Genomic DNA, 20,388 nt, shown 5'->3' on the forward strand with positions numbered 1-20,388 from the left:
GTCTCCTTCACAGGTGGCGGCGTCGGGCTGCGGTCTGCCGGTCGTACTCTTCCCGGGCCCCGACGGCCGGCGGGCGGGTCGCGGTCTCGGCTACGGGGACATCCCACCACGCCTGCGCCGGAGGAGGCCCCGACACTGTGTCTGCCGTTTCGGTCTCGACGTAGACACAAGTGGGACGGTCCGCGCCACGTGCCTCGGCGAGGGCCCGGCGCAGCTCCCCCACGGACCCGGCGCGCAGCACCCGCATGCCGAGCGAGGCGGCGTTGGCGGCGAGGTCGACGGGCAGCGGGGGGCCGGTGAAGTCCCCTTCGGGGGTGCGGTAGCGGTAGGCGGTGCCGAGGCGTTCGGCGCCGACGCTCTCGGAGAGGCCGCCGATGGACGCGTATCCGTGGTTCTGCAGGATGACGAGCTTCACGGGGAGCCCTTCCTGCACGGCGGTGACGATCTCGGTGGGGTTCATCAGGTAGGTGCCGTCCCCGACGAGGGCCCAGACCGGCCGGTCCGGCGCGGCGAGCTGGACCCCGAGGGCGGCGGGGATCTCGTAGCCCATGCAGGAGTAGCCGTACTCGACGTGGTACTGGCGCGGGGAGCGGGCCCGCCAGAGCTTGTGGAGGTCGCCGGGGAGCGAGCCCGCCGCGTTGATCAGGACGTCGTCCTCGGTGACCAGGTCGTCGAGGAGTCCGAGGACCTGGGCCTGGGTGGGGCGGGCGTCGGGGTCCGGGGCCGCGAAGGCGGCGTCGACGCGCTGCTCCCAGCGCTCCTTGGCCTCGGTGTACGCGCTCTCGTGGGCGGGGTCGACGCGGTACCCGCACGCGGCCAGGGCCTCCCCCAGCGCCTCGATCGCGGTGCGGGCGTCCGCGACGAGGGGCAGGGCGGCGAGCTTGTGGGCGTCGAATCCGGTGATGTTGAGGTTGAGGAAGCGGACCGCCGGATCGGCGAAGAGGGTGCCGGAGGCAGTGGTGAAGTCGGTGTAGCGGGTGCCGATCCCGATCACCAGGTCGGCCTCGCGGGCGAGTCCGTCGGCGGTGGCGGTGCCGGTGTGGCCGATGCCGCCCACGTCGGCCGGGTGGTCGTGGCGCAGCGATCCCTTGCCGGCCTGGGTGGAGGCGACGGGGATGCGGGTGGCCGCGGCGAAGGCGGCGAGGGCCTCCTCGGCGGCGCTGTGGTGGACGCCGCCGCCCGCGACGATCAGGGGCCGGCGTGCGGCGCGCACGGCCCGGACGGCCCGGTCGAGCTCGTACGGGTCGGGGGCGGGCCTGCGTACGTTCCAGACGCGCGGCGCGAAGAACTCCGCGGGCCAGTCGTACGCCTCGGCCTGCACGTCCTGCGGCAGCGCGAGGGTGACGGCGCCCGTCCCGGCGGGATCGGCGAGGGTGCGCATGGCCTGCAGGGCGGCCGGGATCAGCGCCTCGGGGCGGGTGATCCGGTCGAAGTAGCGGGAGACGGGGCGCAGGCAGTCGTTGACCGACACGTCGCCGGAGTGGGGCACTTCGAGCTGCTGGAGCACGGGGTCGGCGGGGCGGGTGGCGAAGGTGTCCCCGGGCAGCAGCAGCACCGGCAGGTGGTTGACGGTGGCGAGCGCGGCGCCGGTGACGAGGTTGGTGGCGCCGGGGCCGATGGAGGTGGTGACCGCGTGGGCGGAGAGCCGCCCCGACTGGCGGGCGTACCCGACGGCGGCGTGCACCATGGCCTGTTCACTGCGGCCCTGGAGGTACGGCATCGCGGGGCCGGCCTCGACGAGTGCCTGCCCGACACCGGCGACGTTGCCGTGGCCGAAGATGCCCCAGGTGGCGTCGATCAGCCGGTGGCGGCGGCCGTCGCGCTCGGTGTACTGCCGGGCGAGGAAGGCGATCAGGGCCTGTGCGGTGGTGAGCCTGCGGGTGGGCGCGGTCGTGTCGGACGTACGGCGTGGTGGGGTCACCGGGCGGCCTCCGGGCCGTGGAACGGCAGTCGTGGGTCGACGGGCCGGCCGGGCCACTCGTCGCGGATCCAGCGGTGGTCCGGGTGGTCGCTGATGAGCCACTCGCGCGTCTCGCCCGGGCCCGCCATGACGTTCAGGTAGTACAGGGTGCGTCCCGGCGGGGCGATGGACGGGCCGTGCCAGCCGTCCGGGACGAGGACGGCGTCCCCGGTGGCGACCTCCGCGAGGACGTCGGTGCCGCCCTCGCGGGACGGCGACACCCGGTGGTAGCCGAGGCCGTCGCCCTCGACCTCGAAGTAGTAGATCTCCTCCAGCACGGACTCGGCACCGGGGCGGTGCTCGTCGTGCTTGTGCGGCGGGTACGAGGACCAGTTGCCGCCCGGGGTGAGGACCTCGACGGCGATGAGCCGGTCGCAGTCGAACGTGTCGGCGGCGGCGAAGTTGTTCACCTGGCGGGAGCAGGATCCGGCGCCGCGGAGTTCGACCGGTACCTCCGGCGCGGGGCCGTAGCGAGCGGGGAGTCGTCGCTCGCACTTCGCTCCTGCCAGGGCGAAGCGGCCTCCTGCGCCGGAGGAGATCTGGACGCGGGCGTCGCGCGGTACGTAGGCGAAGTCGCTCACGGCGCCGAACACGTTGTTCCTGCCCCGCAGTTCGAAGATCTCACCTGCCGTCCGCACCGTACAGCCACCGGACAACGGCAGGACGATCCATTCGCTCTCCCCGGTGGCCAGCGTGTGAACACCGCCCGGTTCGAGTGCCAGGACGCGCAGGCTCGACCGCTCCCAGCCGGCCCGCTCCGGGCCGATGTCCAGGGCGTAGGGACCGCTCGCCGCGCGGCCGGCCCGGAGGTGGTGCCTCTGCTGCTCGTCGGACGTCGTCGTCATGGCTCCATCCCTACCCGTCGGCGGGCCTCGTTCACCGGAGTCACCGCCCTGCCTCGCTCACGGGGGCGGACCGGGCCTCGTTCACAGGAGTCCCACGGCCGTGTCGACGGCACCGGCCACGTCGCCGTCGGCCGGGTAGAGCAGCGAACGGCCGACGACCAGCCCCTGGACGGTCGGCAGCCGCAGCGCGCCGCGCCACCGTTCGTACGCCGTGTCCGGGTCGTCCCCGACCTCACCGCCGAGCAGCACCGCGGGCAGGGTCGAGGTCCGCATCACCCGCGCCATGTCCTCGGGGTCCTCCGTCACGGGGACCTTGAGCCAGGTGTACGCGGAGGTGCCGCCCAGCCCCGAGGCGATGGCGATGGACGTGGTGACGGCGGCGGCCCGCAGGTCGGTGCGGATCCCCGCGGGGGTGCGCCGGCAGAGGAAGGGCTCGACGAAGACGGGCAGCCGGTGGTCGGCCATGGCGTTCACGGTGCGGGCGGCGGTGTGCAGGGTGTCCAGGGAGCCGGGGTCGTGGTGGTCGATCCGCAGGAGCAGTTTGCCCGCGTCGAGTCCCTGCCGGGAGAGGTCGAGGGCGCGGTGGCCGGTGAAGCGGTCGTCCAGCTCGAAGGAGGCGCCGGCGAGTCCGCCGCGGTTCATGGAGCCGATGGCGATCCTGTCCTCCAGCGCGCCCAGGAGCAGCAGGTCCTCCAGGACGTCGGCGCCCGCGAGCACGCCGTCGACGCCGGGCCGGTCCAGTGCGACACGGAGGCGTTCGAGCAGGTCGAAGCGGTCGGCCATGGCCAGGTCGTCGCCGCCGGCGGCGAGGGCGCCGCGGGCCGGGTGGTCCGCCGCGATGATCATCAGCCGTCCGGTGGGCCCGAGGAGGGGCCGCCTGCGGCGGGCCGCGGCCGCCTCGGCGACGGCCTCGGGCCGGTGGGCGCGGATCCGGACGAGGTCGGCGGCGCCGGCCGCGGCGGGGCTCACGGGGCCGTCCCCGGGGCGGCCGCGGTCACCGCGCCGTCGGCGAGGGCCTGTTCGACCTCGTGCGGGTGGGGCATGGCGGAGGAGCAGGCGAGCCGGGAGGCCACGATGGCGCCGGCCGCGTTGGCGTAGCGCATGACGCGTTCCGTGTCCCAGCCGGAGAGGAGGCCGTGGCAGAGGGCGCCGCCGAAGGCGTCCCCGGCTCCCAGGCCGTTGACGACGTCGACGGGCAGGGGCGGGATCTCGGCGGTGGTGCCGTCGCGGTGGACGGCGAGGACCCCTGCCGGTCCCTGTTTGACGACGGCGAGTTCGGGTCCGGCTGCGAGCAGGGCGCGTGCGGCGGCGTGCGGATCGCGCTCCCCGGTGGCGACCTCGCACTCGTCGAGGTTGCCGACGGCGACCGTGGCGTGGGCGAGCGCCTCGCGGTAGTGGACGCGGGCGGCCTCGTCGTCCCCCTCGCGGGCGGCCGGGTCCTCCCCCTCCTTCACCTCGCCCCAGAACACGGGACGCCAGTCCAGGTCGAAGACGGTGACCCGCGGAGGACCGGACCCGCGCACGGCTGCACCACGGGCACCGCCGTGCGCGCCCTCCCCGGGGGTGCGGCCGTCCGGGGGTCCGCCGGGGGTGCGGGCGTCCGAGGCCTGTTCGGGTGTCCGTTGGCCCGGGGCCTCTTCGGGTGCCCGTTCGTCCAGGGCCTCGCTGCGGGCCCGGAGTGCGGTGAGGGTCGCGGTGCGGCTGGGTTCGGCGCACAGCCCGGTGCCGGTCATCCAGAAGACCCGGGCGGCCCGCACGGCGTCCAGGTCGAGTTCCTCGGCGCGGATCTCCAGATCGGGGGCCCGGGGCCGGCGGTAGAAGTAGAGGGGGAAGTCGTCCGGCGGGAAGATCTCGCAGAAGGTGACCGGGGTCGGGTACTCCGGCACGGCGGTCACCCACCGGTCGTCCACGCCGAACTCCCCCAGCGCCTGGTGCAGGTAGTCGCCGAAGGGGTCCCGTCCGGTCCGGGTGATCACCGCCGTCCGCCGTCCCAGCCGGGCGGCGGCCACGGCGACGTTGGACGGTGAGCCGCCGAGGAACTTCCCGAAGGTCTCGACCCGGGCCAGAGGCACACCGGTCTGCAACGGGTAGATGTCCACCCCGATCCGCCCCATGGTGATCACGTCGTACGGCTCAGGCATACGCATCCCTTCGACCCGGTCCTCCGACCGGTACTCCGTCCCGGCATCCCGGCGCCCCGCCCGGCACTTGGGCCCGGTGCTTCGTGCCGGTGCTTCGTGCCGGTGCTTCGGTCCTGTATGTCGTGCCGTCGGCCCTGTATGGCGTGCCGGTGCTTCGTCTCTGCGCCCGTCCCGTCGCCCGGCCCTGTCAGCCGGTCCGTCCTGTCAGCCCATCCGTCCCGCCGGCCGGCCTCCGGGACCGGGCGACGGGAGCCGGCCACGGCCGGACGGCCGACCCCAGGTCTAGCCCTCACCCGAAAGACTGTCAACACTTTGTCCGGACATTCGGACGAACTCTTGACACTGTTTCCCGAGGGCCGGAGGGTGGGCGATATGACCTCCTCCACGCCCTCTTCGGCCCGCATCCGCATCGGTTCGGCACCCGATTCGTGGGGGGTGTGGTTCCCCGACGATCCGCAACAGGTGCCCTGGGAACGGTTCCTCGACGAGGTCTCCGAGGCGGGGTACGAGTGGATCGAGCTCGGCCCCTACGGCTACCTGCCGACCGATCCCGCCCGGCTCGCGGACGAGACCGCCCGCCGGAATCTCGCCGTCTCCGCAGGCACGGTCTTCACCGGATTGCACCACGGCCCGGCGGTCTGGGACCGGACCTGGGCGCATGTCGCGGACATCGCGGCGCTCACCCGGGCGATGGGCGCCGGGTACCTGGTGGTCATCCCGTCCTTCTGGCGGGACGACAAGACGGGCGAGGTGCTGGAGGACCGTACGCTCAGCGCCGCGCAGTGGCGTGACCTCACCACCCAGACGGAGCGCCTGGCCCGCGAGGTGCGGGACCGCTACGGGCTGCGGATCGTGGTGCACCCGCACGCCGACACGCACATCGACAGCGAGGAGAACGTCAACCGCTTCCTCGACGCCACCGACCCCGGGCTGGTCTCCCTCTGCCTCGACACCGGCCACTACGCGTACTGCGGCGGGGACAGCGTGAAGCTCATCCGGACCTACGGCGAGCGGATCGGCTACCTGCACCTGAAGCAGGTCGACCCGGTGGTGCTCGCCGACGTCGTCGCGAACGGGGTGCCGTTCGGGCCGGCCGTGGCCCGCGGAGTGATGTGCGAACCGCCGGACGGAGTGCCTGCGCTGGAACCGGTCCTGGACGCCGCGCGCGCCCTGGACACCGACCTGTTCGCCATCGTCGAGCAGGACATGTATCCCTGTCCGCCCGACCGGCCGCTGCCCATCGCACGCCGCACCCGGGCGTTCCTCCGCACCTGCGGACCCGCCCGGCCGTCCTCCTGAGCCCGGGGCCCGGTTGCGCCGGGCCGGTCATCTTCCGGTGACGTATGTCCCGATTCCGCCCGCGCCGTGTCACGACCCGGCGACACCCCCTGCCCGGTCCGGGCGGCCTCTCGTTCTACGGCAGAGGTGCACGGACGTACGGAGAGGGGTCATTCATGACGGACAGAACGCTCTGGTCGTACAAGGACATCGCGGCGCACATCGAGGTCCGCCCGGACACGGTCCGCTCCTACCGGAAGCACGGGCTGCTGCCGCCTCCCGACGATGTCCGGCACGGGAAGCCCTTCTGGTTCGGGGACACCGTCCTCGCGTGGATCGCTTCCCGGCCCAGCAACCGGGGGCGTTGAGCCGGGGCGTCGAACCTGGGGCGTCGAACCGGGGGCGGGCCTGCGGGCTTCCCGCCGCCCGCAGGCCCGCCCCCGGCCTTCCTCCGCCCCTCGCCCCGGGCCGCACCCGCGGCCCGTCCCCGGGCCCCGCCGCCCGGAGGCCCGGGATATACCTGAGGTCCCGGCGGCCCTGGAGATCCGGCGGCCCCGGAGGTACCGCGCCGGTCCTCACCCCATGGCTCAGGCCCTCTTCGCCGGTTCGATGATCGTGACTCCCGCTCCGGGTGTGGTGTCCATCGCGGCGAGCGCGGCCGGGGCGGCGTCCAGGCCGATGGCCGAGGTCACCAGGAGGTCCGGTCGCAGGGTGCCCGCGCGGACCATGTCCATCATGGGCGGGTAGTCATGGGCGGCCATGCCGTGGCTGCCGAGGATCTCCAGCTCCAGGCCGATCACCCGTGCCATGGGGACGACGGGGTCACCGGCCACCGACGGCAGCAGCCCGACCTGGACGTGCCGGCCCTGTCGGCGCAGGCTCCGGACGGACGCGGCGCAGGTGATCGTCGAGCCCAGCGCGTCCAGCGACAGATGGGCCCCGCCGCCGGTCAGTTCGCGTACGGCCTCGTCCGCGCCGGCAGGGTGCGCGGAGGCGTCCACGCACGCGGCGGCGCCGAACGCCCGCGCCAGCTCCAGGGCCCGCTGCGAGACGTCGACCGCGACGACCCGGGCTCCGCAGGCCACCGCGATCATCACGGCCGACAGCCCGACCCCGCCGCAGCCGTGCACGGCGACCCACTCCCCCGGCGCCACCCGGCCCTGCCCCACGACGGCCCGGAACGCCGTGGCGAACCGGCAGCCGAGACCGGCCGCGGTGGCGGGCGACAGCCCTTCGGGCACCGCGACCAGATTCACGTCGGCCTGCTCCAGCGCCACGTACTCGGCGAAGGATCCCCAGTGGGTGAAGCCCGGTTGCGTCTGGCGCTCACAGACCTGCTGGGCGCCGGCCGCGCAGGCGGGACACCGGCCGCAGGCACAGACGAACGGCACGGTGACCCGGTCGCCGACGCGCCAGTTGTGCACGCCGGACCCCGTCTCCTCGACGACTCCGGCCAGTTCGTGCCCGGGGACGTGCGGGAGGGCGATACCGGGATCGTGCCCCATCCAGCCGTGCCAGTCACTCCGGCAGAGCCCCGTGGCCTCGACCCGGACGACCACTCCCCCGGCCGGGGGTGCGGGATCCGGGAGGTCCCGCACCCGGGCCTCCTGCCCGAACTCCTCGAACACCACTGCCCGCATCGGCTCCGCCTTCCCTGATCCGCCCGCTCGCCCCGCCGTACCCCGCCCCGACCGCCCCCGGACCGCCGTTCCTCGGTCACCCGCCCCGAGACCGGCCCCCCGCGACCGGACCGACGACCTGCCCGGCAACCGGCCCGGCGACCACCGTCCGCGGCCCGGACCTCGCCCCGGTCCCCGGCAGGCACCGCCGCCCGGCCCCCGGTCAGGCTCCCTGCGGGGCCCTGGGGCAGGGGCAGGGTCAGGCGAATCTACGCCCCGGCCGTGACGCTGTCCCGCTCCTGCTCCCGCCCGGCGGGCTCGGACCGCTCCCCCGTATGCCGCTCCGGGGCGGGGGCGGACTCCCCCTCGCTCAGCCCGAACCGCCGGTGGAAGGCGCGCAGCGGGGTGGGGGCCCACCAGGTCAGCCGGCCCGTCAGCTTCATCACGGCCGGCACCAGCAGACTGCGCACCACCATGGCGTCCATCAGCACGGCCAGCGCGATCCCGAGCCCGAGCATCTTGGTGTTGGTCACCCGTGAGGTACCGATGGCGACCATCACCACGGCCAGGATGACGGCCGCCGCGGTGATCAGGCCGCCGGTGTGCCGGAGTCCGAACGTCACCGCGTGTTCGTGGTCGCCGGTCCGGTCGTACTCCTCCTTGATCCGGGAGAGCAGGAACACGCCGTAGTCCATGGAGAGGCCGAAGGCCACACAGAACATCAGCACGGGCAGCGTCGTCTCGATGTCACCGGTGCTGGTGAAGGAGAGGATCCCGGAGAGGTGTCCGTCCTGGAAGACCCAGACCACCGCGCCGAACATCGCTGTCAGACTGAGCGCGTTGAGCACGACCGCCTGGAGCGGTATCAGGACGCTGCCGGTCAGCAGGAAGACCAGCAGCAGGGTCACCACGACGATGATGCCCACCGCCCAGGGCAGCCGGTCCGCTATGGCGTCCTTGGAATCGACCAGGACGGCCGCGGTGCCGGTGACCGTGGTGTCGAAGGGGGCCGGTACCGCCCGCAGCTCCCGGACCAGGTCCTGGGCACCCTGGCCGACGGCCTCGCCCTCGGGCAGGACGTCGTAGTACGCGAAGCCGTCGCCCACCACGGGGCCGTCCACCCGCAGCACCCCGGGGAGCGCCTCGATCCGCTCCTTGAAGCCGGTGTACCGGCCGGGACTCACGGCGCCCTCCGCGAGGACTTCGATGCCGCCTCCCGGGCTCCCGGGGAAGCCGTCCCGCAGGTGTTCCTGGACGACACGGGACTCGGCCGCGGCCGGCAGCTGCCGGTCGTCCGCGGTGCCGAACTTCACCCCGAGGAAGGGGAGTCCCAGGAGCACGAGCCCCACCGTGGTGACCACGGCAAAGACGGGGGCCCTGCGCATCACGAGCACCGAGAAGCGGGCCCATCCGCTGCCCGGGCCCCCGGACCCCTCCGGTGCGGAGACCGGCTTCCCGCGGCGGCGGCGCAGCAGCCGGCGCAGGTCCAGTGCGTTGACCCGCGGGCCGAGCAGCATCAGCGCGGCCGGCAGCAGGATGAGGGCAGCGGCGGCGGCCAGCAGCACCACGGCGATGCCCGCGTAGGCGAAGGAGCGCAGGAAGTACTGGGGGAAGACCATCATCGCGGCCAGCGAGACCGCCACCGTCAGCGCGGAGAAGAGCACCGTGCGGCCCGCCGTGCGCAGGGTGGTGCCGATCGCGACCCGCGGGTCGGCCCCGGCGGAGAGCTCCTCACGGAACCGGCGCACGAGGAACAGGGCGTAGTCGATGGCGAGTCCGAGCCCCAGGGCCGTGGTGAGGTTCTGGGCGAAGACGGAGACGTCGGTGAACTCGGTGATGCCCCGCAGCACCGCGTTGGTCCCGAGGATCGCGACGATCCCGACGCCGAGCGGCAGCAGGGCCGCGACCGCGCTGCCGAAGACCATGACCAGCAGCACCAGGGTGACCGGCAGAGCGATGAGCTCGGCCCTCAGCAGGTCCTCCTGGATGATGTTCTGCATCTCGTGCCGGACGGCGACGGGCCCGCCGACGGAGACCTGCACCGGGCCGTGCGCGCCCCGGTAGAGGGGGGCTATCCGGTCGAGGGTCTCGCCGGCCGCCTTCTCGTCCCCCTCGATCCGGGCGGCGACGATCGCCTCGTGTCCGTCCGAGGAGCGCAGGGCGGGGGACTTCGTCCGCCAGTACGAGCCGACGCCGGTGATGCCGGGCTCGGCCGAGAGCCGGTCGGTGAGCCGGGCCGCCTCGGCGGCCACCGCGGGGTCGTCGACCGAGGTGTCACCGCTGTCGAGGAGCAGCAGGAGGTTGGGCTGGGACGCGGGGAACTCGCGCTCCAGCACCTGGGTCGTGTAGGTCGACTCGGCGTCGGGCGCCTCCCAGCCACCGCTGCCCATCCGGTCGGCCACCCCGCCGCCCGCGAACACGGCGAGCGCCGTGATCACCAGTGCGGCCAGCAGCGTCAGCCGCGGCCGCGCGGTGACGAGGCGGGTCCACCCCCCGACGCGCTCCGAGCTGTTGACTTCCGACATGGTGCGGTGTCCCCTTCACCGGGACCCGGGCAGCACAGGGCAGCATGGGTCGGCCATTGCCACGTACACTGGCAAACACGAGTCCTCGCTCGTGTTTCATCAGAATGCGAGCGACCGCTCGTGTTTGTCAACCGCGTCTTGAGAGCTGGGGATCCACGGTGCCGGAGGCCAGAGCGGAAGAAGCGACCGCGACCGTGCGGAGCGGCGGGCGAAGCGCGCGCGAGCAGGACGGCGCACCCGGCGGGCCCGAGCGGCCCGACACGGATGCGGGCGGGACTGCCGCAGCCGGGGCAGCCACGGACGGGACTCCCCCCGCAGCGGCGCCGGCGGACGAGGCTTCCCCCGCAGGGGCCGCGCCCGGCGGCACCACCGGCCGGCCGCGCCGCCGCCAGGCGCGCGGCGAGGCCCGCGTCGCCCAGCTGCTGGAGGCCGCCGCGGCGGTCTTCTGCGCCAGCGGGTACAACGGCGCGAGCACCAACGCCATCGCCCGCGAGGCGGGCGTCTCGCCCGGCACGCTCTACCAGTTCTTCCCCAACAAGGAAGCGATCGCCATCAAGCTCGGCGAACAGCTCCTGCACCGCTGGCGGGAGACGTACGGCGCCGCGTTCGTCGTCAGCCGCATCGAGCTGCCCCTCGACGAGATGCTGAACACGGTCCTCGACCCCCTCATCGCCTTCAACTGCGAGAACCCGGCCTTCGCTGTGCTCACCCACGGCTCCGAGATCCCGGGCGTGATCACACGGGAGCACGACGCCCTGCACGCCTCGATGCTCACCAGGACGGAGGAGCTCCTCGGCGCCTACCTGCCGGAGCTGCCCGCGGACCAGGTCAGTCGCACCGCGGAGATGTCCTTCGTCCTGTTCAAGGCCGGACTCGACCTGGTCATGGCACACGAGGGCGCCGAGCGGGAGGCGTACACGGAGGAGCTGAAGGCCGTGATGCGCCGCTACCTGGAACCCCTGGTGTGCGACACACCCGACACGGAGGCGACTCGACCGCCCCATACCCCCTAGGGGTACCATGGCCTTGCGGGCAGGCTCACCGGACTCCCGGTACACCCTCGCACCACATCCGTCACACCTTGTGTGCCTGCGAAGAGGAGAACGTCATGACCACCGAGACAGACACGCCCCGGACCGCCGGCACCGGAGCGGAGGGCGTCACCGCGGTGTACGAGGTGACGGGCATGAGCTGCGGGCACTGCGAGGGGGCGGTCTCCGAGGAGCTCTCCGCGATCGAGGGCGTGACCTCGGTGAAGGCGGAGGCGGCAGCGGGCCGGGTGACCGTGACCTCCGCCGCGCCGCTGACCGACGAGGCCGTCCGCGCAGCCGTCGACGAGGCCGGATACGAGCTGGTGGGCCGCACCTGAGCCCGGCCGCCCCGCCACACCCCGGGCCCGGCGGCGACCCACCGGTCCGCTGCGCCCCGGCGGCCCACCGGCCCATCGCGGCCCGGCCCCCACAGGCTTCCCCCTCCCGGCCCCGCCGGCCCATCGGCCGGCAGCACCCCGGACCCACCGGCCCGCCGCACCCGGGAGGGGCTGCCGGCCCGGCTTCCCGCGCCCCGGCTCCCGCACCCCCGGAACTCGGGAGCGGAGGGCTTCAGCCCCGGGACGGGAGGACACTCCCGCACCCCCGGAGACCTCCCCTGCGAGCGGGCGGAGGCCGTACGGTACTTTCAGGCCAAGGCCGGTCGCCCGTCGCGATCGGGAGCAGCGACGGCCCGGCCGCGCGCAGGTTCATGGAGATCTCAAGGTGAACCCTGCCGCTTTCCACCTGTCGGGGCGTATTCTGTGCAGCATCAGAAGCAATCCTCCACGCTTCCGGCTACCGCGTGACCGCACTGCCTTCCGCTGCGTTCGGGCTGATCAGAGCCATGATCACAGAGGTCGGCGACGGGCGTTCGCACGGGTCTCCGCCGCGAAGGGCGGCCCGGGGTCGCACCCCTTCACACGATTTCCACAAAGAGACTTAGATCACACCGATTCGAGGGTAACCATCTGATGGGTTGGTGAGTCTAAGAGTGCGATGCCAAGGATGTCTTGGGGGACGTCCGATGGAGTGTCTTGGGGGACGCTCCTGGCAGCGTTGGCCGGGGCACGTGCACCGGGGAGCTTTGAGCGGCCCTCCTGTCCGTACGTACCCCGGCAGCCGCACAGCAGGACCGAACTGAATAGGCACCACCGCTCAACAACGGGAGTTCAGGCTCCCTGCAGACGCCCGGCCGGATCCCGTGGGGGGAATCCGCTCCGGGATATGGGAAGCGCCCTGTCCGTCGACCCGTGGGGGGATCGGCGGCGGGGCGTTTCTCGCATGTGCCAGGGGCGCATGACGGAGTCACCGCCACGACGGGCCGCCCGGCGCGACCGGCCCCCGGAACGCCGAAACGCCCCGGACGCCGCGCTCGGGACTGGGCGAGCGCGGCACGCGGGGCGAAGGATGCCGGCCGCGGACGGCCGGAGGCGGAGCGGTGGTTCTCGGGCGTCAGCGTCCCTCGGCCGGGACGAAGTCGCGCAGGACCTCACCGGTGTAGATCTGGCGCGGGCGGCCGATGCGGGATCCCGGCTCCTTGATCATCTCGTGCCACTGGGCGATCCAGCCGGGCAGGCGGCCGAGCGCGAACAGCACGGTGAACATCTCGGTCGGGAAGCCCATGGCGCGGTAGATCAGGCCCGTGTAGAAGTCCACGTTGGGGTAGAGGTTGCGCGAGACGAAGTACTCGTCGGAGAGCGCGTGCTCCTCCAGCTTGAGCGCGATGTCCAGCAGTTCGTCGGACTTGCCGAGCGAGGACAGCACGTCGTGGGCGGCGGCCTTGATGATCTTGGCGCGCGGGTCGAAGGACTTGTACACCCGGTGGCCGAAGCCCATCAGGCGGACGCCGTCCTCCTTGTTCTTCACCTTCTGGATGAAGGAGTCGACGTCGCCGCCGTTGGCCTGGATGCCTTCCAGCATCTCCAGGACCGACTGGTTGGCACCGCCGTGCAGGGGGCCCCACAGGGCGGAGATGCCGGCGGAGATCGAGGCGAACATGTTCGCCTGCGAGGAGCCGACCAGACGCACGGTGGAGGTCGAACAGTTCTGCTCGTGGTCCGCGTGCAGGATGAGCAGCTTCTCCAGCGCCGAGACGACGACCGGGTCCGGCACGTACTCCTGGGCCGGGACGGAGAACGTCATGCGCAGGAAGTTCTCGACGTAGCCGAGGTCGTTGCGCGGGTAGACGAACGGGTGGCCGATCGACTTCTTGTACGCGTACGCCGCGATGGTCGGGAGCTTGGCCAGCAGCCGGATCGTCGAGAGGTGGCGCTGCTCCTCGTCGAACGGGTTGTGGCTGTCCTGGTAGAAGGTGGACAGCGCGCTGACGACCGAGGACAGCATGGCCATCGGGTGGGCGTCGCGCGGGAAGCCGTCGAAGAAGCGCTTGACGTCCTCGTGCAGCAGCGTGTGCTGGGTGATCTCGTTCTTGAAGGCCGACAGCTCGTCGACCTTGGGAAGGTCGCCGTTGATCAGCGTGTAGGCGACCTCGAGGAAGGTCGAGCTCTCGGCGAGCTGCTCGATCGGGTAGCCGCGGTAGCGCAGGATGCCCTGTTCGCCGTCGAGGTAGGTGATGGCGGATTTGTACGCGGCCGTGTTGCCGTATCCGCTGTCCAGCGTGACCAGGCCCGTATGGGCCCGGAGCTTCCCGATGTCGAAGCCCTCGTCGCCGACGGTGCTGTTGATCACCGGGTAGGTGTACTCGTCGTCGCCGTACCGCAGTACTACAGCCTTGTTGGTGTGCTCGCTCACGTCATCCCTCACCGACGTAGTGCCTCTTCTTCGAGGTGCCCTGACTGTCTCCACCCTCCCCCATTCGGCTCAGGAGAGTGCACTCGGGGTCGTCCATTGGACCTATCGACGGCACTGAGTGCCGCCAACTTTCTCATCCTGCCCCCTGTCCCGCAGTTCCGGAAGAGCTCAGTGATGTTTCCCACCGTTTTGATCGATCATTTTTTCGGGAAGTCTTCCGCCGTACCGCCGCGGAGTCGGAAATCCAGTGCCGTACCACGCCTGCCGGCGGAAACGGTGCGGACCGCCTGGCCGATGGCCTTGCGCGAACCGACCAGCACGACCAGCTTCTTGGCCCTGGTCACCGCGGTGTAGAGCAGGTTCCGCTGGAGCATCATCCAGGCGCTGGTGGTGACCGGGATGACGACGGCCGGGTACTCGCTGCCCTGGGAGCGGTGGATGGTCATCGCGTAGGCGTGGGCGAGCTCGTCCAGCTCGTCGAAGTCGTACGCGATCTCCTCCTCCTCGTCCGTGCGGACCGTCAGCTTCTGCTCGTCGGTGTCGAGTGCGGTCACGACGCCGACCGTGCCGTTGAAGACGCCGTTCTCCCCCTTGTCGTAGTTGTTCCTGATCTGTGTCACCTTGTCGCCTACCCGGAAGACCCGGCCCCCGAACCGCTTCTCGGGCAGTCCGGGCCGCCCGGGGGTGATGGCCTGCTGGAGCAGCCCGTTGAGATGGCCGGCCCCGGCCGGGCCGCGGTGCATCGGGGCGAGCACCTGCACGTCACGGCGGGGGTTCAGGCCGAATTTCGCGGGGATGCGGCGGGCGGCGACATCGACGGCCAGCACTCCGGCGTCCTCCGTCTCGTCCTCCACGAAGAGGAAGAAGTCGTCCAGCCCCTGGGTCAGCGGCGGTACGCCGGAGTTGATGCGGTGGGCGTTGGTGACGACGCCGGACTTCTGGGCCTGGCGGAAGATGGTGGTCAGCCGGACGGCGGGCACGGGTCCCCCGTCGGCCAGCAGGTCCCGCAGCACCTCCCCCGCGCCGACCGAGGGCAGCTGGTCCACATCGCCGACCAGCAGGAGATGGGCACCGGGTGCCACGGCCTTGACGAGCTTGTTGGCCAGCAGCAGATCGAGCATCGACGCCTCGTCGACGACGACCAGGTCGGCGTCCAGCGGGCGCTCACGGTCGTACGCCGCGTCCCCGCCGGGCTTGAGCTCCAGCAGCCGGTGCACGGTGGAGGCCTCCGCCCCGGTCAGCTCCGAGAGCCGCTTCGCCGCCCGGCCGGTGGGGGCGGCCAGCACCACCTTGGCGTTCCTGGCGCGGGCCAGTTCGACCACGGAGCGCACGGTGAAGGACTTGCCGCAGCCGGGACCGCCGGTCAGGACGGCGACCTTCCTGGTGAGCGCGAGCCGCACGGCCGCCTCCTGCTCGGGGGCGAGCACGGCCCCCGTGCGTCCGGCGAGCCATCCGAGCGCCTTGTCCCAGTCCACGTCCTGGAAGCCGGGCATCCGGTCCTCCGGCGTCCGCAGCAGCCGCTGCACCTGGGCGGCCAGGGAGACCTCGGCGCGGTGGAAGGGGACGAGGTAGACGGCGGTGACGGGCTGTCCGTCCTCGGGGCCCGGCACCTTCTCCCGGACGACGCCCTCCGGGTCCTCGGCGAGTTCGGCCAGGCAGTCGATGACCAGCCCGGTGTCGACCTGGAGCAGCTTCACCCCGTCCGCGATCAGCCGTTCCTCGGGCAGGAAGCAGTGCCCCTGGTCGGAGGACTGGGAGAGGGCGTGCTGGAGTCCGGCCTTGACCCGCTCGGGGCTGTCGTGCGGGATGCCGACCGCCTGGGCGATGCGGTCGGCGGTGAGGAAGCCGATGCCCCAGACGTCGGCGGCCAGCCGGTAGGGCTGGTTCTTCACGACGGAGATCGAGGCGTCCTCGTACTTCTTGTAGATGCGGACGGCGATCGAGGTGGAGACGCCGACGGTCTGGAGGAAGACCATGACCTCTTTGATCGCCTTCTGCTCCTCCCAGGCCGCGGCGATCATCTTCGTCCGCTTCGGGCCGAGTCCGGGCACCTCCACGAGCCGCTTCGGCTGCTGCTCGATGATGTCCAGGGTGTCGACGCCGAAGTGGGTGGTGATGCGGTCGGCCATGACGGGCCCGATGCCCTTGATCAGCCCCGACCCGAGGTAGCGGCGGATGCCCTGGATGGTCGCCGGGAGGACGGTCGTGTAGTTGTCCACCTGGAACTGCTTGCCGAACTGCGGGTGGGAGCCCCAACGCCCCTCCATCCGCAGGGACTCGCCGGGCTGGGCGCCGAGCAGCGAACCGACGACGGTGAGCAGGTCACCCGCCCCGCGCCCGGTGTCGACGCGGGCGACGGTGTACCCGTTCTCCTCGTTGGCGTAGGTGATGCGCTCCAGGACGCCTTCGAGTACGGCCGTGTGGGACATGGGTCGACGGTATCGGGCGGGTACGACAGCACGGGCCCCGGCCGGCGGGCCGCGGTGCGGGGAACGGGCACCACCCGGCCCCCGCGCACCGCGTACCGGACGCCCCGTGTCAGAGGTCAGGCGATCGTGGAGTACCACTCGCCGTAGGCGTGGTCGTAGCCCGCGGACTGGTCGTACATCCAGCCGCGGATGTTGACCTCGGTGTTCTCCACGAAGTCGAAGTCGAAGTCCTTCCGCGAGCCCTTTCCACCGGAGTTGCAGCGCGAGTAGAGCTTCCTCTTGCCGGTGGACACCGGCGTGGCGTAGAAGTCGATGCAGACGGACTCCCCGTCCGCGTAGTCGTCGTAGATCCCTATGTGGTCGCCGTCCGTGGCGAAGTAGACGCGGCCGTGGGTGTTGAACGGCGACGCGGGCCGCTCCCAGATGATCGTGTCGATCTCCTTCGCCTGGGCCGGTGAGGCGAAGCAGATCGTGGCGGCCGCGGCCAGGAGGAGTGCGGCCGGACGGTGAACGCGCATATGTGTGCCCCTTGTCGGGTTCGGGTCCGGCTCCTGCCGCTGTCGGGCACGAACCGCGGGAAAGGCCGCAGAATGTCACGGTTCGGCGCGGGTGGTGAGGGTGTTTTCGGGACTGCCGCCCTCCGTACGACGACCCCGCCTCCCGGGTGGCCGGGGCCCCGCGTTCCGCGGGTACGGGCGGGTGGGGCTCCCGGTGCGTGCGGTGAGCGGGAAAAAGACACCTCGGCCCCGCCCGGAACGGGCCCGTGGCGCCGCCCGGGCGGGCCGCGGGCGGACGGACGCGCACGGCGCGAGGGTCGCCTCCCGCCTGCTTCCGGACACGTCCGGGCGGGCGCTCCGGCGCCGGCCCGCACCCGCTCCGAACGGCCCGTACCCCTGTGGGGCCCTAAGGTCGGGGGTTCGGGAAGGGGGTTCCGGATGGACCGGACCGTACGCTCGGTGGACGACGTACTGGCGCTCATGGACAGGCTGTTCGCACCGGAGGCCGACCGCTGGACCGGCGGGGCGGGCGCCTGGTGGGACGCGTTCTACGCGGACCGGTCGCAGCCCGTGCCGTTCTTCGTGGACAAGCCGGACGAGCACCTCGTCTCCGCGCTCGACCGGGGCCTGATCACGCCCGGCCGCGCACTCGACCTGGGCTGCGGACCGGGACGCAACGCCCTGTTCCTGGCCTCGCGGGGATTCGAGGTGGACGCCGTCGACCTGTCGCGCGGGGCCCTCGCCTGGGCCGGGGAGCGGGCCGCCGAGGCGGGTGCCGCCGTCCGCTTCCACCACGGCGACGCCTTCGCGCCGGACGCCCCGGACGGTCCTTACGACCTGATCCACGACTCCGGCTGCTTCCATCACCTGCCGCCCCACCGCCGCGTCAGCTATCTCCGGCTCGTGGAGCGGTCCCTCGTCCCGGGCGGGCACCTCGTCCTGACGTGCTTCGCCTCCGGCGCGATGGGCTCCGAACTGTCCGACGCCGACCTCTACGGCGCCGCGGGGCTCCAGGGCGGCCTCGCCTACACGCCCGAGTCGCTGCGCTGGATCTTCTCCGGGATGGAGGAGGTCGAACTGCGGCGGATGCGGGACGAGCCGGCCGGATCGCCGTGCTTCGGCGAGGACTTCCTCTGGGCCGCGCTCCTCAGGAAGCCGGACGGGCCCGGCCCGGCACCCTCGTCCGGACGAGCCCCCCGGTGACGACCGGGGGGCTCCACCGCGCGGGCCGGAGCCCCGGGGTCACACCGTGAGCTTCACGGCCTCGAACCACCGGTTGTTGTCGGTGGTGCCGACGAACATGTACTCGGGCCGGCTGTTCTTGCAGTACTGCGGCCCCCAGCCGCCGTCGCCCATCTTGGCCGTGTGGCAGACGCCGCCCTTGCCGACGTTCATGGCGAAGCCCGTCAGGAACGGGGCGCCGTTCTTCGCGCTGCCTATGTAGTTGTCCTTGCCGTCCGCGACGACGGCCGTCCAGCTCGGGGCCCACGTGGCGTTGCCGTTGCTCGCACCCGGGTCGTGCAGCAGGGCGTTGGCGGAGGACCCGCCGACGTTCCACACCGCGATGTTGAGGGCGGTGATCTTCTTGCCCTGGCCCGCCGTGCCGGTCATCGTCCCGTCACACACCGGTGTCTGCCAGCCGCTCCCCGGCACGAAGGCCCGGTAGCAGATGTGCCGCCCCCCGGGATCGCTCGCGGCGAGGCCCTTCAACGCGCCGGCAGCCGTGTTCGTCATCACCCTGGCCGCGGCCGCCTTCGGCTTGGGCTCGGGCTCTGGCTCGGCCGACGGCGAGGCCTTCACCGGCTCGGGGGCCGGCGGCTCGGACGGCTCCGGCTTCTCCTTCCGCTTCTCCTCGCTCGGAGTCGCGGAAGGGGTCGGCGACTTGCTGGTGTAGGCCTCCGGCTCCTCGGAGCGTTCGGCGCCCAGGACCGTGACCGCCGCGTTCTGCGTGCGGTCCTTCTCGGGCTCGCGGTCGTCCTGGCCCGCCACGAGGAACGGGACGGAGACCAGGAGCGCGCCGATGACCGCCGCCGCGGCCAGCACCGGTTTCCTCGGGCGGCTGCCCAGCAGTTCGCCGGCCGTCCGCGTACCCGCGCCGCCACTCCCGACCGCCGCCACCGCCACCGCAGTGCCCGGGGACCCGCCGACGGCGCCGGTCGCGGACGCCGCCGAGGTCGGAGCAGCGGTGCTCCCGCCGGAGTCGGCCGACGCCGCTCCGGGCGCCTCCTCCGTCGACGGCTCCGGGACGCCGGCGCCGCGGGCAGGAGCTGCGGCCTCGCCGGCAGCCGCCCGCCCGGCTGTCTGTGCCCCGGTGTCCGCGCCCTCCGGAGCCCTGTTCCCGGCGCCCTCGCTCGCCGGACCGTGTCCACCGGCGTCCGGCCCGGCCGCTGCGGCCGACGCGTCGCCGCGCCCGCCGCCCGGCTCCAGGGCACCACCGTGGTCTCCGGCCGCGTCCTGCGCCGGCACCGTCCGGTGGTCCGGCGGCGACGAGGGCCCGGACGCGTCGGAGGCGCCGGAGGACGTGCCCGACCTCGGCGGTACGGGGCTGGAAGGATCATGCTCACGCGCCATGCGACTTCCTTCACTCATAGGGGGCGTCGTTTTCCACGCTCCGCAGCCACGCGCGACCGGGCCCACCCTCCTCGGCCACCGGGTGGGCGAAGTCCTCTGCCCAGCAGGCGCCTTGACGGAGAGCGAGGGCTGATGTGCCTCAACGGCCCGGACCTGGCACGACGGTACAGGAACTGCGCCGGCCATGGTCGGCCGACGGAGTCCGGCACCGACGGCACGCCCCTGCGCGCTCAGTCCATGACCGCGGTGGCCTCGATCTCCACCAGGTGGGCGGGGACGTCCAGCGCCGCGACCCCCAGGAGTGACGCCGGCGGGGCGGCGGTGATCCCGAGCCGCTCCGTGGCCCGGGCGATGCCCGCGAGGAGCAGGGGCATCTTGTCGGGGGTCCAGTCGACGGCGTACACGGTCAGCTTCGTCACGTCGTCGAAGGAGCCGCCGACCCCGGCCAGGGCGGTGCCGATGTTGCGGTAGCACTGTTCGACCTGGGCGGCCAGGTCGCCCTCGCCGACCGTGACGCCGTCGGCGTCCCAGGCCACCTGGCCGGCGATCGAGACCAGCTTCGAGCCGGTCGCGACGGACACCTGGCGGTAGACGTCGATCGCGGGCAGTCCGGCGGGGTTCATCAGGGTGACGGTCATGCTCTGTGCCTCCTCCTCGCGTGGGCCGGCCGGCCCACGTGCTCTCTTGTGGATACTCGGTCACCGTAGGAGAGTGTGGGCTGACGTGGAAGAACGCACTTTT

The 20,388-nt window shown here is 72.5% G+C and carries 16 protein-coding genes; 5 read left to right on the top strand and 11 right to left on the bottom strand.

What is annotated here, in order from left to right; translation table 11 throughout:
* Window positions 1-7: 7 nt before the first annotated feature.
* From iolD to ABZ172_RS12100, 4 genes are all read right to left on the bottom strand, one after another.
* Window positions 8-1,921 (bottom strand): 3D-(3,5/4)-trihydroxycyclohexane-1,2-dione acylhydrolase (decyclizing), encoded by a 1,914-nt coding sequence (iolD, locus tag ABZ172_RS12085; RefSeq protein WP_356882931.1) that lies wholly within the window; start codon window positions 1,919-1,921, stop codon window positions 8-10.
* A complete protein-coding gene (iolB, locus tag ABZ172_RS12090) occupies window positions 1,918-2,805 on the bottom strand; it encodes a 5-deoxy-glucuronate isomerase (RefSeq protein ID WP_356882933.1) in 888 nt (295 codons plus the stop codon). Before iolB ends, iolD begins: the two co-directional genes overlap by 4 nt.
* Before the next feature lie 81 nt (window positions 2,806-2,886).
* A complete protein-coding gene (locus ABZ172_RS12095; RefSeq protein ID WP_356882935.1) occupies window positions 2,887-3,774 on the bottom strand; it encodes a deoxyribose-phosphate aldolase in 888 nt (295 codons plus the stop codon).
* Complete coding sequence (locus ABZ172_RS12100) at window positions 3,771-4,946, bottom strand: 5-dehydro-2-deoxygluconokinase (RefSeq protein WP_356882937.1); 1,176 nt, start codon at window positions 4,944-4,946, stop codon at window positions 3,771-3,773. The genes ABZ172_RS12095 and ABZ172_RS12100 overlap by 4 nt, the downstream gene beginning before the upstream one ends.
* 372 nt (window positions 4,947-5,318) lie before the next feature.
* Here ABZ172_RS12100 and ABZ172_RS12105 point away from each other — a divergent pair, with 372 nt between their 5' ends.
* Entirely contained in the window at window positions 5,319-6,245 is a 927-nt protein-coding gene (locus ABZ172_RS12105; protein WP_356882939.1) for a sugar phosphate isomerase/epimerase, read from the top strand.
* A 155-nt stretch (window positions 6,246-6,400) separates the two neighbouring features.
* Entirely contained in the window at window positions 6,401-6,592 is a 192-nt protein-coding gene (locus ABZ172_RS12110; RefSeq protein WP_356882941.1) for a MerR family transcriptional regulator, read from the top strand.
* Between the two features lie 219 nt (window positions 6,593-6,811).
* Here ABZ172_RS12110 and ABZ172_RS12115 read toward each other — a convergent pair whose 3' ends face one another.
* Together ABZ172_RS12115 and ABZ172_RS12120 are read right to left on the bottom strand one after the other, a co-directional pair.
* Window positions 6,812-7,864 (bottom strand): zinc-dependent alcohol dehydrogenase family protein, encoded by a 1,053-nt coding sequence (locus ABZ172_RS12115; RefSeq protein WP_356882943.1) that lies wholly within the window; start codon window positions 7,862-7,864, stop codon window positions 6,812-6,814.
* Window positions 7,865-8,112: 248 nt separating this feature from the next.
* Window positions 8,113-10,368 (bottom strand): MMPL family transporter, encoded by a 2,256-nt coding sequence (locus tag ABZ172_RS12120; RefSeq protein ID WP_356882945.1) that lies wholly within the window; start codon window positions 10,366-10,368, stop codon window positions 8,113-8,115.
* A gap of 158 nt (window positions 10,369-10,526) precedes the next feature.
* Between ABZ172_RS12120 and ABZ172_RS12125 the strand changes: the two genes are divergently transcribed.
* Together ABZ172_RS12125 and ABZ172_RS12130 are read left to right on the top strand one after the other, a co-directional pair.
* Entirely contained in the window at window positions 10,527-11,381 is an 855-nt protein-coding gene (locus tag ABZ172_RS12125; protein ID WP_356882947.1) for a TetR/AcrR family transcriptional regulator, read from the top strand.
* A 95-nt stretch (window positions 11,382-11,476) separates the two neighbouring features.
* A complete protein-coding gene (locus ABZ172_RS12130; RefSeq protein WP_356882949.1) occupies window positions 11,477-11,737 on the top strand; it encodes a heavy-metal-associated domain-containing protein in 261 nt (86 codons plus the stop codon).
* A gap of 1,114 nt (window positions 11,738-12,851) precedes the next feature.
* Here the strand turns inward: ABZ172_RS12130 and ABZ172_RS12135 are convergent.
* The 3 genes from ABZ172_RS12135 to ABZ172_RS12145 all read right to left on the bottom strand — a co-directional run bounded on the left by ABZ172_RS12135 (window position 12,852) and on the right by ABZ172_RS12145 (window position 17,097).
* On the bottom strand, window positions 12,852-14,150 hold the full coding sequence (locus ABZ172_RS12135; protein WP_356882951.1) for a citrate synthase: 1,299 nt from the start codon (window positions 14,148-14,150) through the stop codon (window positions 12,852-12,854).
* Window positions 14,151-14,347: 197 nt separating this feature from the next.
* Window positions 14,348-16,579, bottom strand: coding sequence for an ATP-dependent RecD-like DNA helicase (locus ABZ172_RS12140; RefSeq protein ID WP_356882953.1), 2,232 nt, complete (start codon window positions 16,577-16,579; stop codon window positions 14,348-14,350).
* Between the two features lie 116 nt (window positions 16,580-16,695).
* Window positions 16,696-17,097 (bottom strand): hypothetical protein, encoded by a 402-nt coding sequence (locus ABZ172_RS12145; protein WP_356882955.1) that lies wholly within the window; start codon window positions 17,095-17,097, stop codon window positions 16,696-16,698.
* A gap of 417 nt (window positions 17,098-17,514) precedes the next feature.
* Here ABZ172_RS12145 and ABZ172_RS12150 point away from each other — a divergent pair, with 417 nt between their 5' ends.
* On the top strand, window positions 17,515-18,279 hold the full coding sequence (locus ABZ172_RS12150) for a class I SAM-dependent methyltransferase (RefSeq protein ID WP_356882957.1): 765 nt from the start codon (window positions 17,515-17,517) through the stop codon (window positions 18,277-18,279).
* Window positions 18,280-18,318: 39 nt separating this feature from the next.
* On the opposite strand, the gene ABZ172_RS12155 is transcribed toward ABZ172_RS12150, so the two are convergent.
* Window positions 18,319-19,647 (bottom strand): hydrogenase expression protein HypA, encoded by a 1,329-nt coding sequence (locus tag ABZ172_RS12155; protein ID WP_356882959.1) that lies wholly within the window; start codon window positions 19,645-19,647, stop codon window positions 18,319-18,321.
* A gap of 230 nt (window positions 19,648-19,877) precedes the next feature.
* A complete protein-coding gene (locus tag ABZ172_RS12160; protein ID WP_356882961.1) occupies window positions 19,878-20,285 on the bottom strand; it encodes a RidA family protein in 408 nt (135 codons plus the stop codon).
* Between the last annotated feature and the right edge of the window lie 103 nt (window positions 20,286-20,388).

It is taken from the genome of Streptomyces sp. NPDC006296, from assembly GCF_040613235.1.
GTDB lineage: Bacteria > Actinomycetota > Actinomycetes > Streptomycetales > Streptomycetaceae > Streptomyces.

Bases quoted from the DNA above. Each gene is read 5' to 3' on its own strand.
- iolB (WP_356882933.1), bottom strand. From the start codon at position 2,805: ATGACGACGACGTCCGACGAGCAGCAGAGGCACCACCTCCGGGCCGGC.
- ABZ172_RS12100 (WP_356882937.1), bottom strand. From the start codon at position 4,946: ATGCCTGAGCCGTACGACGTGATCACCATGGGGCGGATCGGGGTGGAC.
- ABZ172_RS12105 (WP_356882939.1), top strand. From the start codon at position 5,319: ATGACCTCCTCCACGCCCTCTTCGGCCCGCATCCGCATCGGTTCGGCA.
- ABZ172_RS12110 (WP_356882941.1), top strand. From the start codon at position 6,401: ATGACGGACAGAACGCTCTGGTCGTACAAGGACATCGCGGCGCACATC.
- ABZ172_RS12115 (WP_356882943.1), bottom strand. From the start codon at position 7,864: ATGCGGGCAGTGGTGTTCGAGGAGTTCGGGCAGGAGGCCCGGGTGCGG.
- ABZ172_RS12120 (WP_356882945.1), bottom strand. From the start codon at position 10,368: ATGTCGGAAGTCAACAGCTCGGAGCGCGTCGGGGGGTGGACCCGCCTC.
- ABZ172_RS12130 (WP_356882949.1), top strand. From the start codon at position 11,477: ATGACCACCGAGACAGACACGCCCCGGACCGCCGGCACCGGAGCGGAG.
- ABZ172_RS12140 (WP_356882953.1), bottom strand. From the start codon at position 16,579: ATGTCCCACACGGCCGTACTCGAAGGCGTCCTGGAGCGCATCACCTAC.
- ABZ172_RS12145 (WP_356882955.1), bottom strand. From the start codon at position 17,097: ATGCGCGTTCACCGTCCGGCCGCACTCCTCCTGGCCGCGGCCGCCACG.
- ABZ172_RS12150 (WP_356882957.1), top strand. From the start codon at position 17,515: ATGGACCGGACCGTACGCTCGGTGGACGACGTACTGGCGCTCATGGAC.
- ABZ172_RS12155 (WP_356882959.1), bottom strand. From the start codon at position 19,647: ATGGCGCGTGAGCATGATCCTTCCAGCCCCGTACCGCCGAGGTCGGGC.
- ABZ172_RS12160 (WP_356882961.1), bottom strand. From the start codon at position 20,285: ATGACCGTCACCCTGATGAACCCCGCCGGACTGCCCGCGATCGACGTC.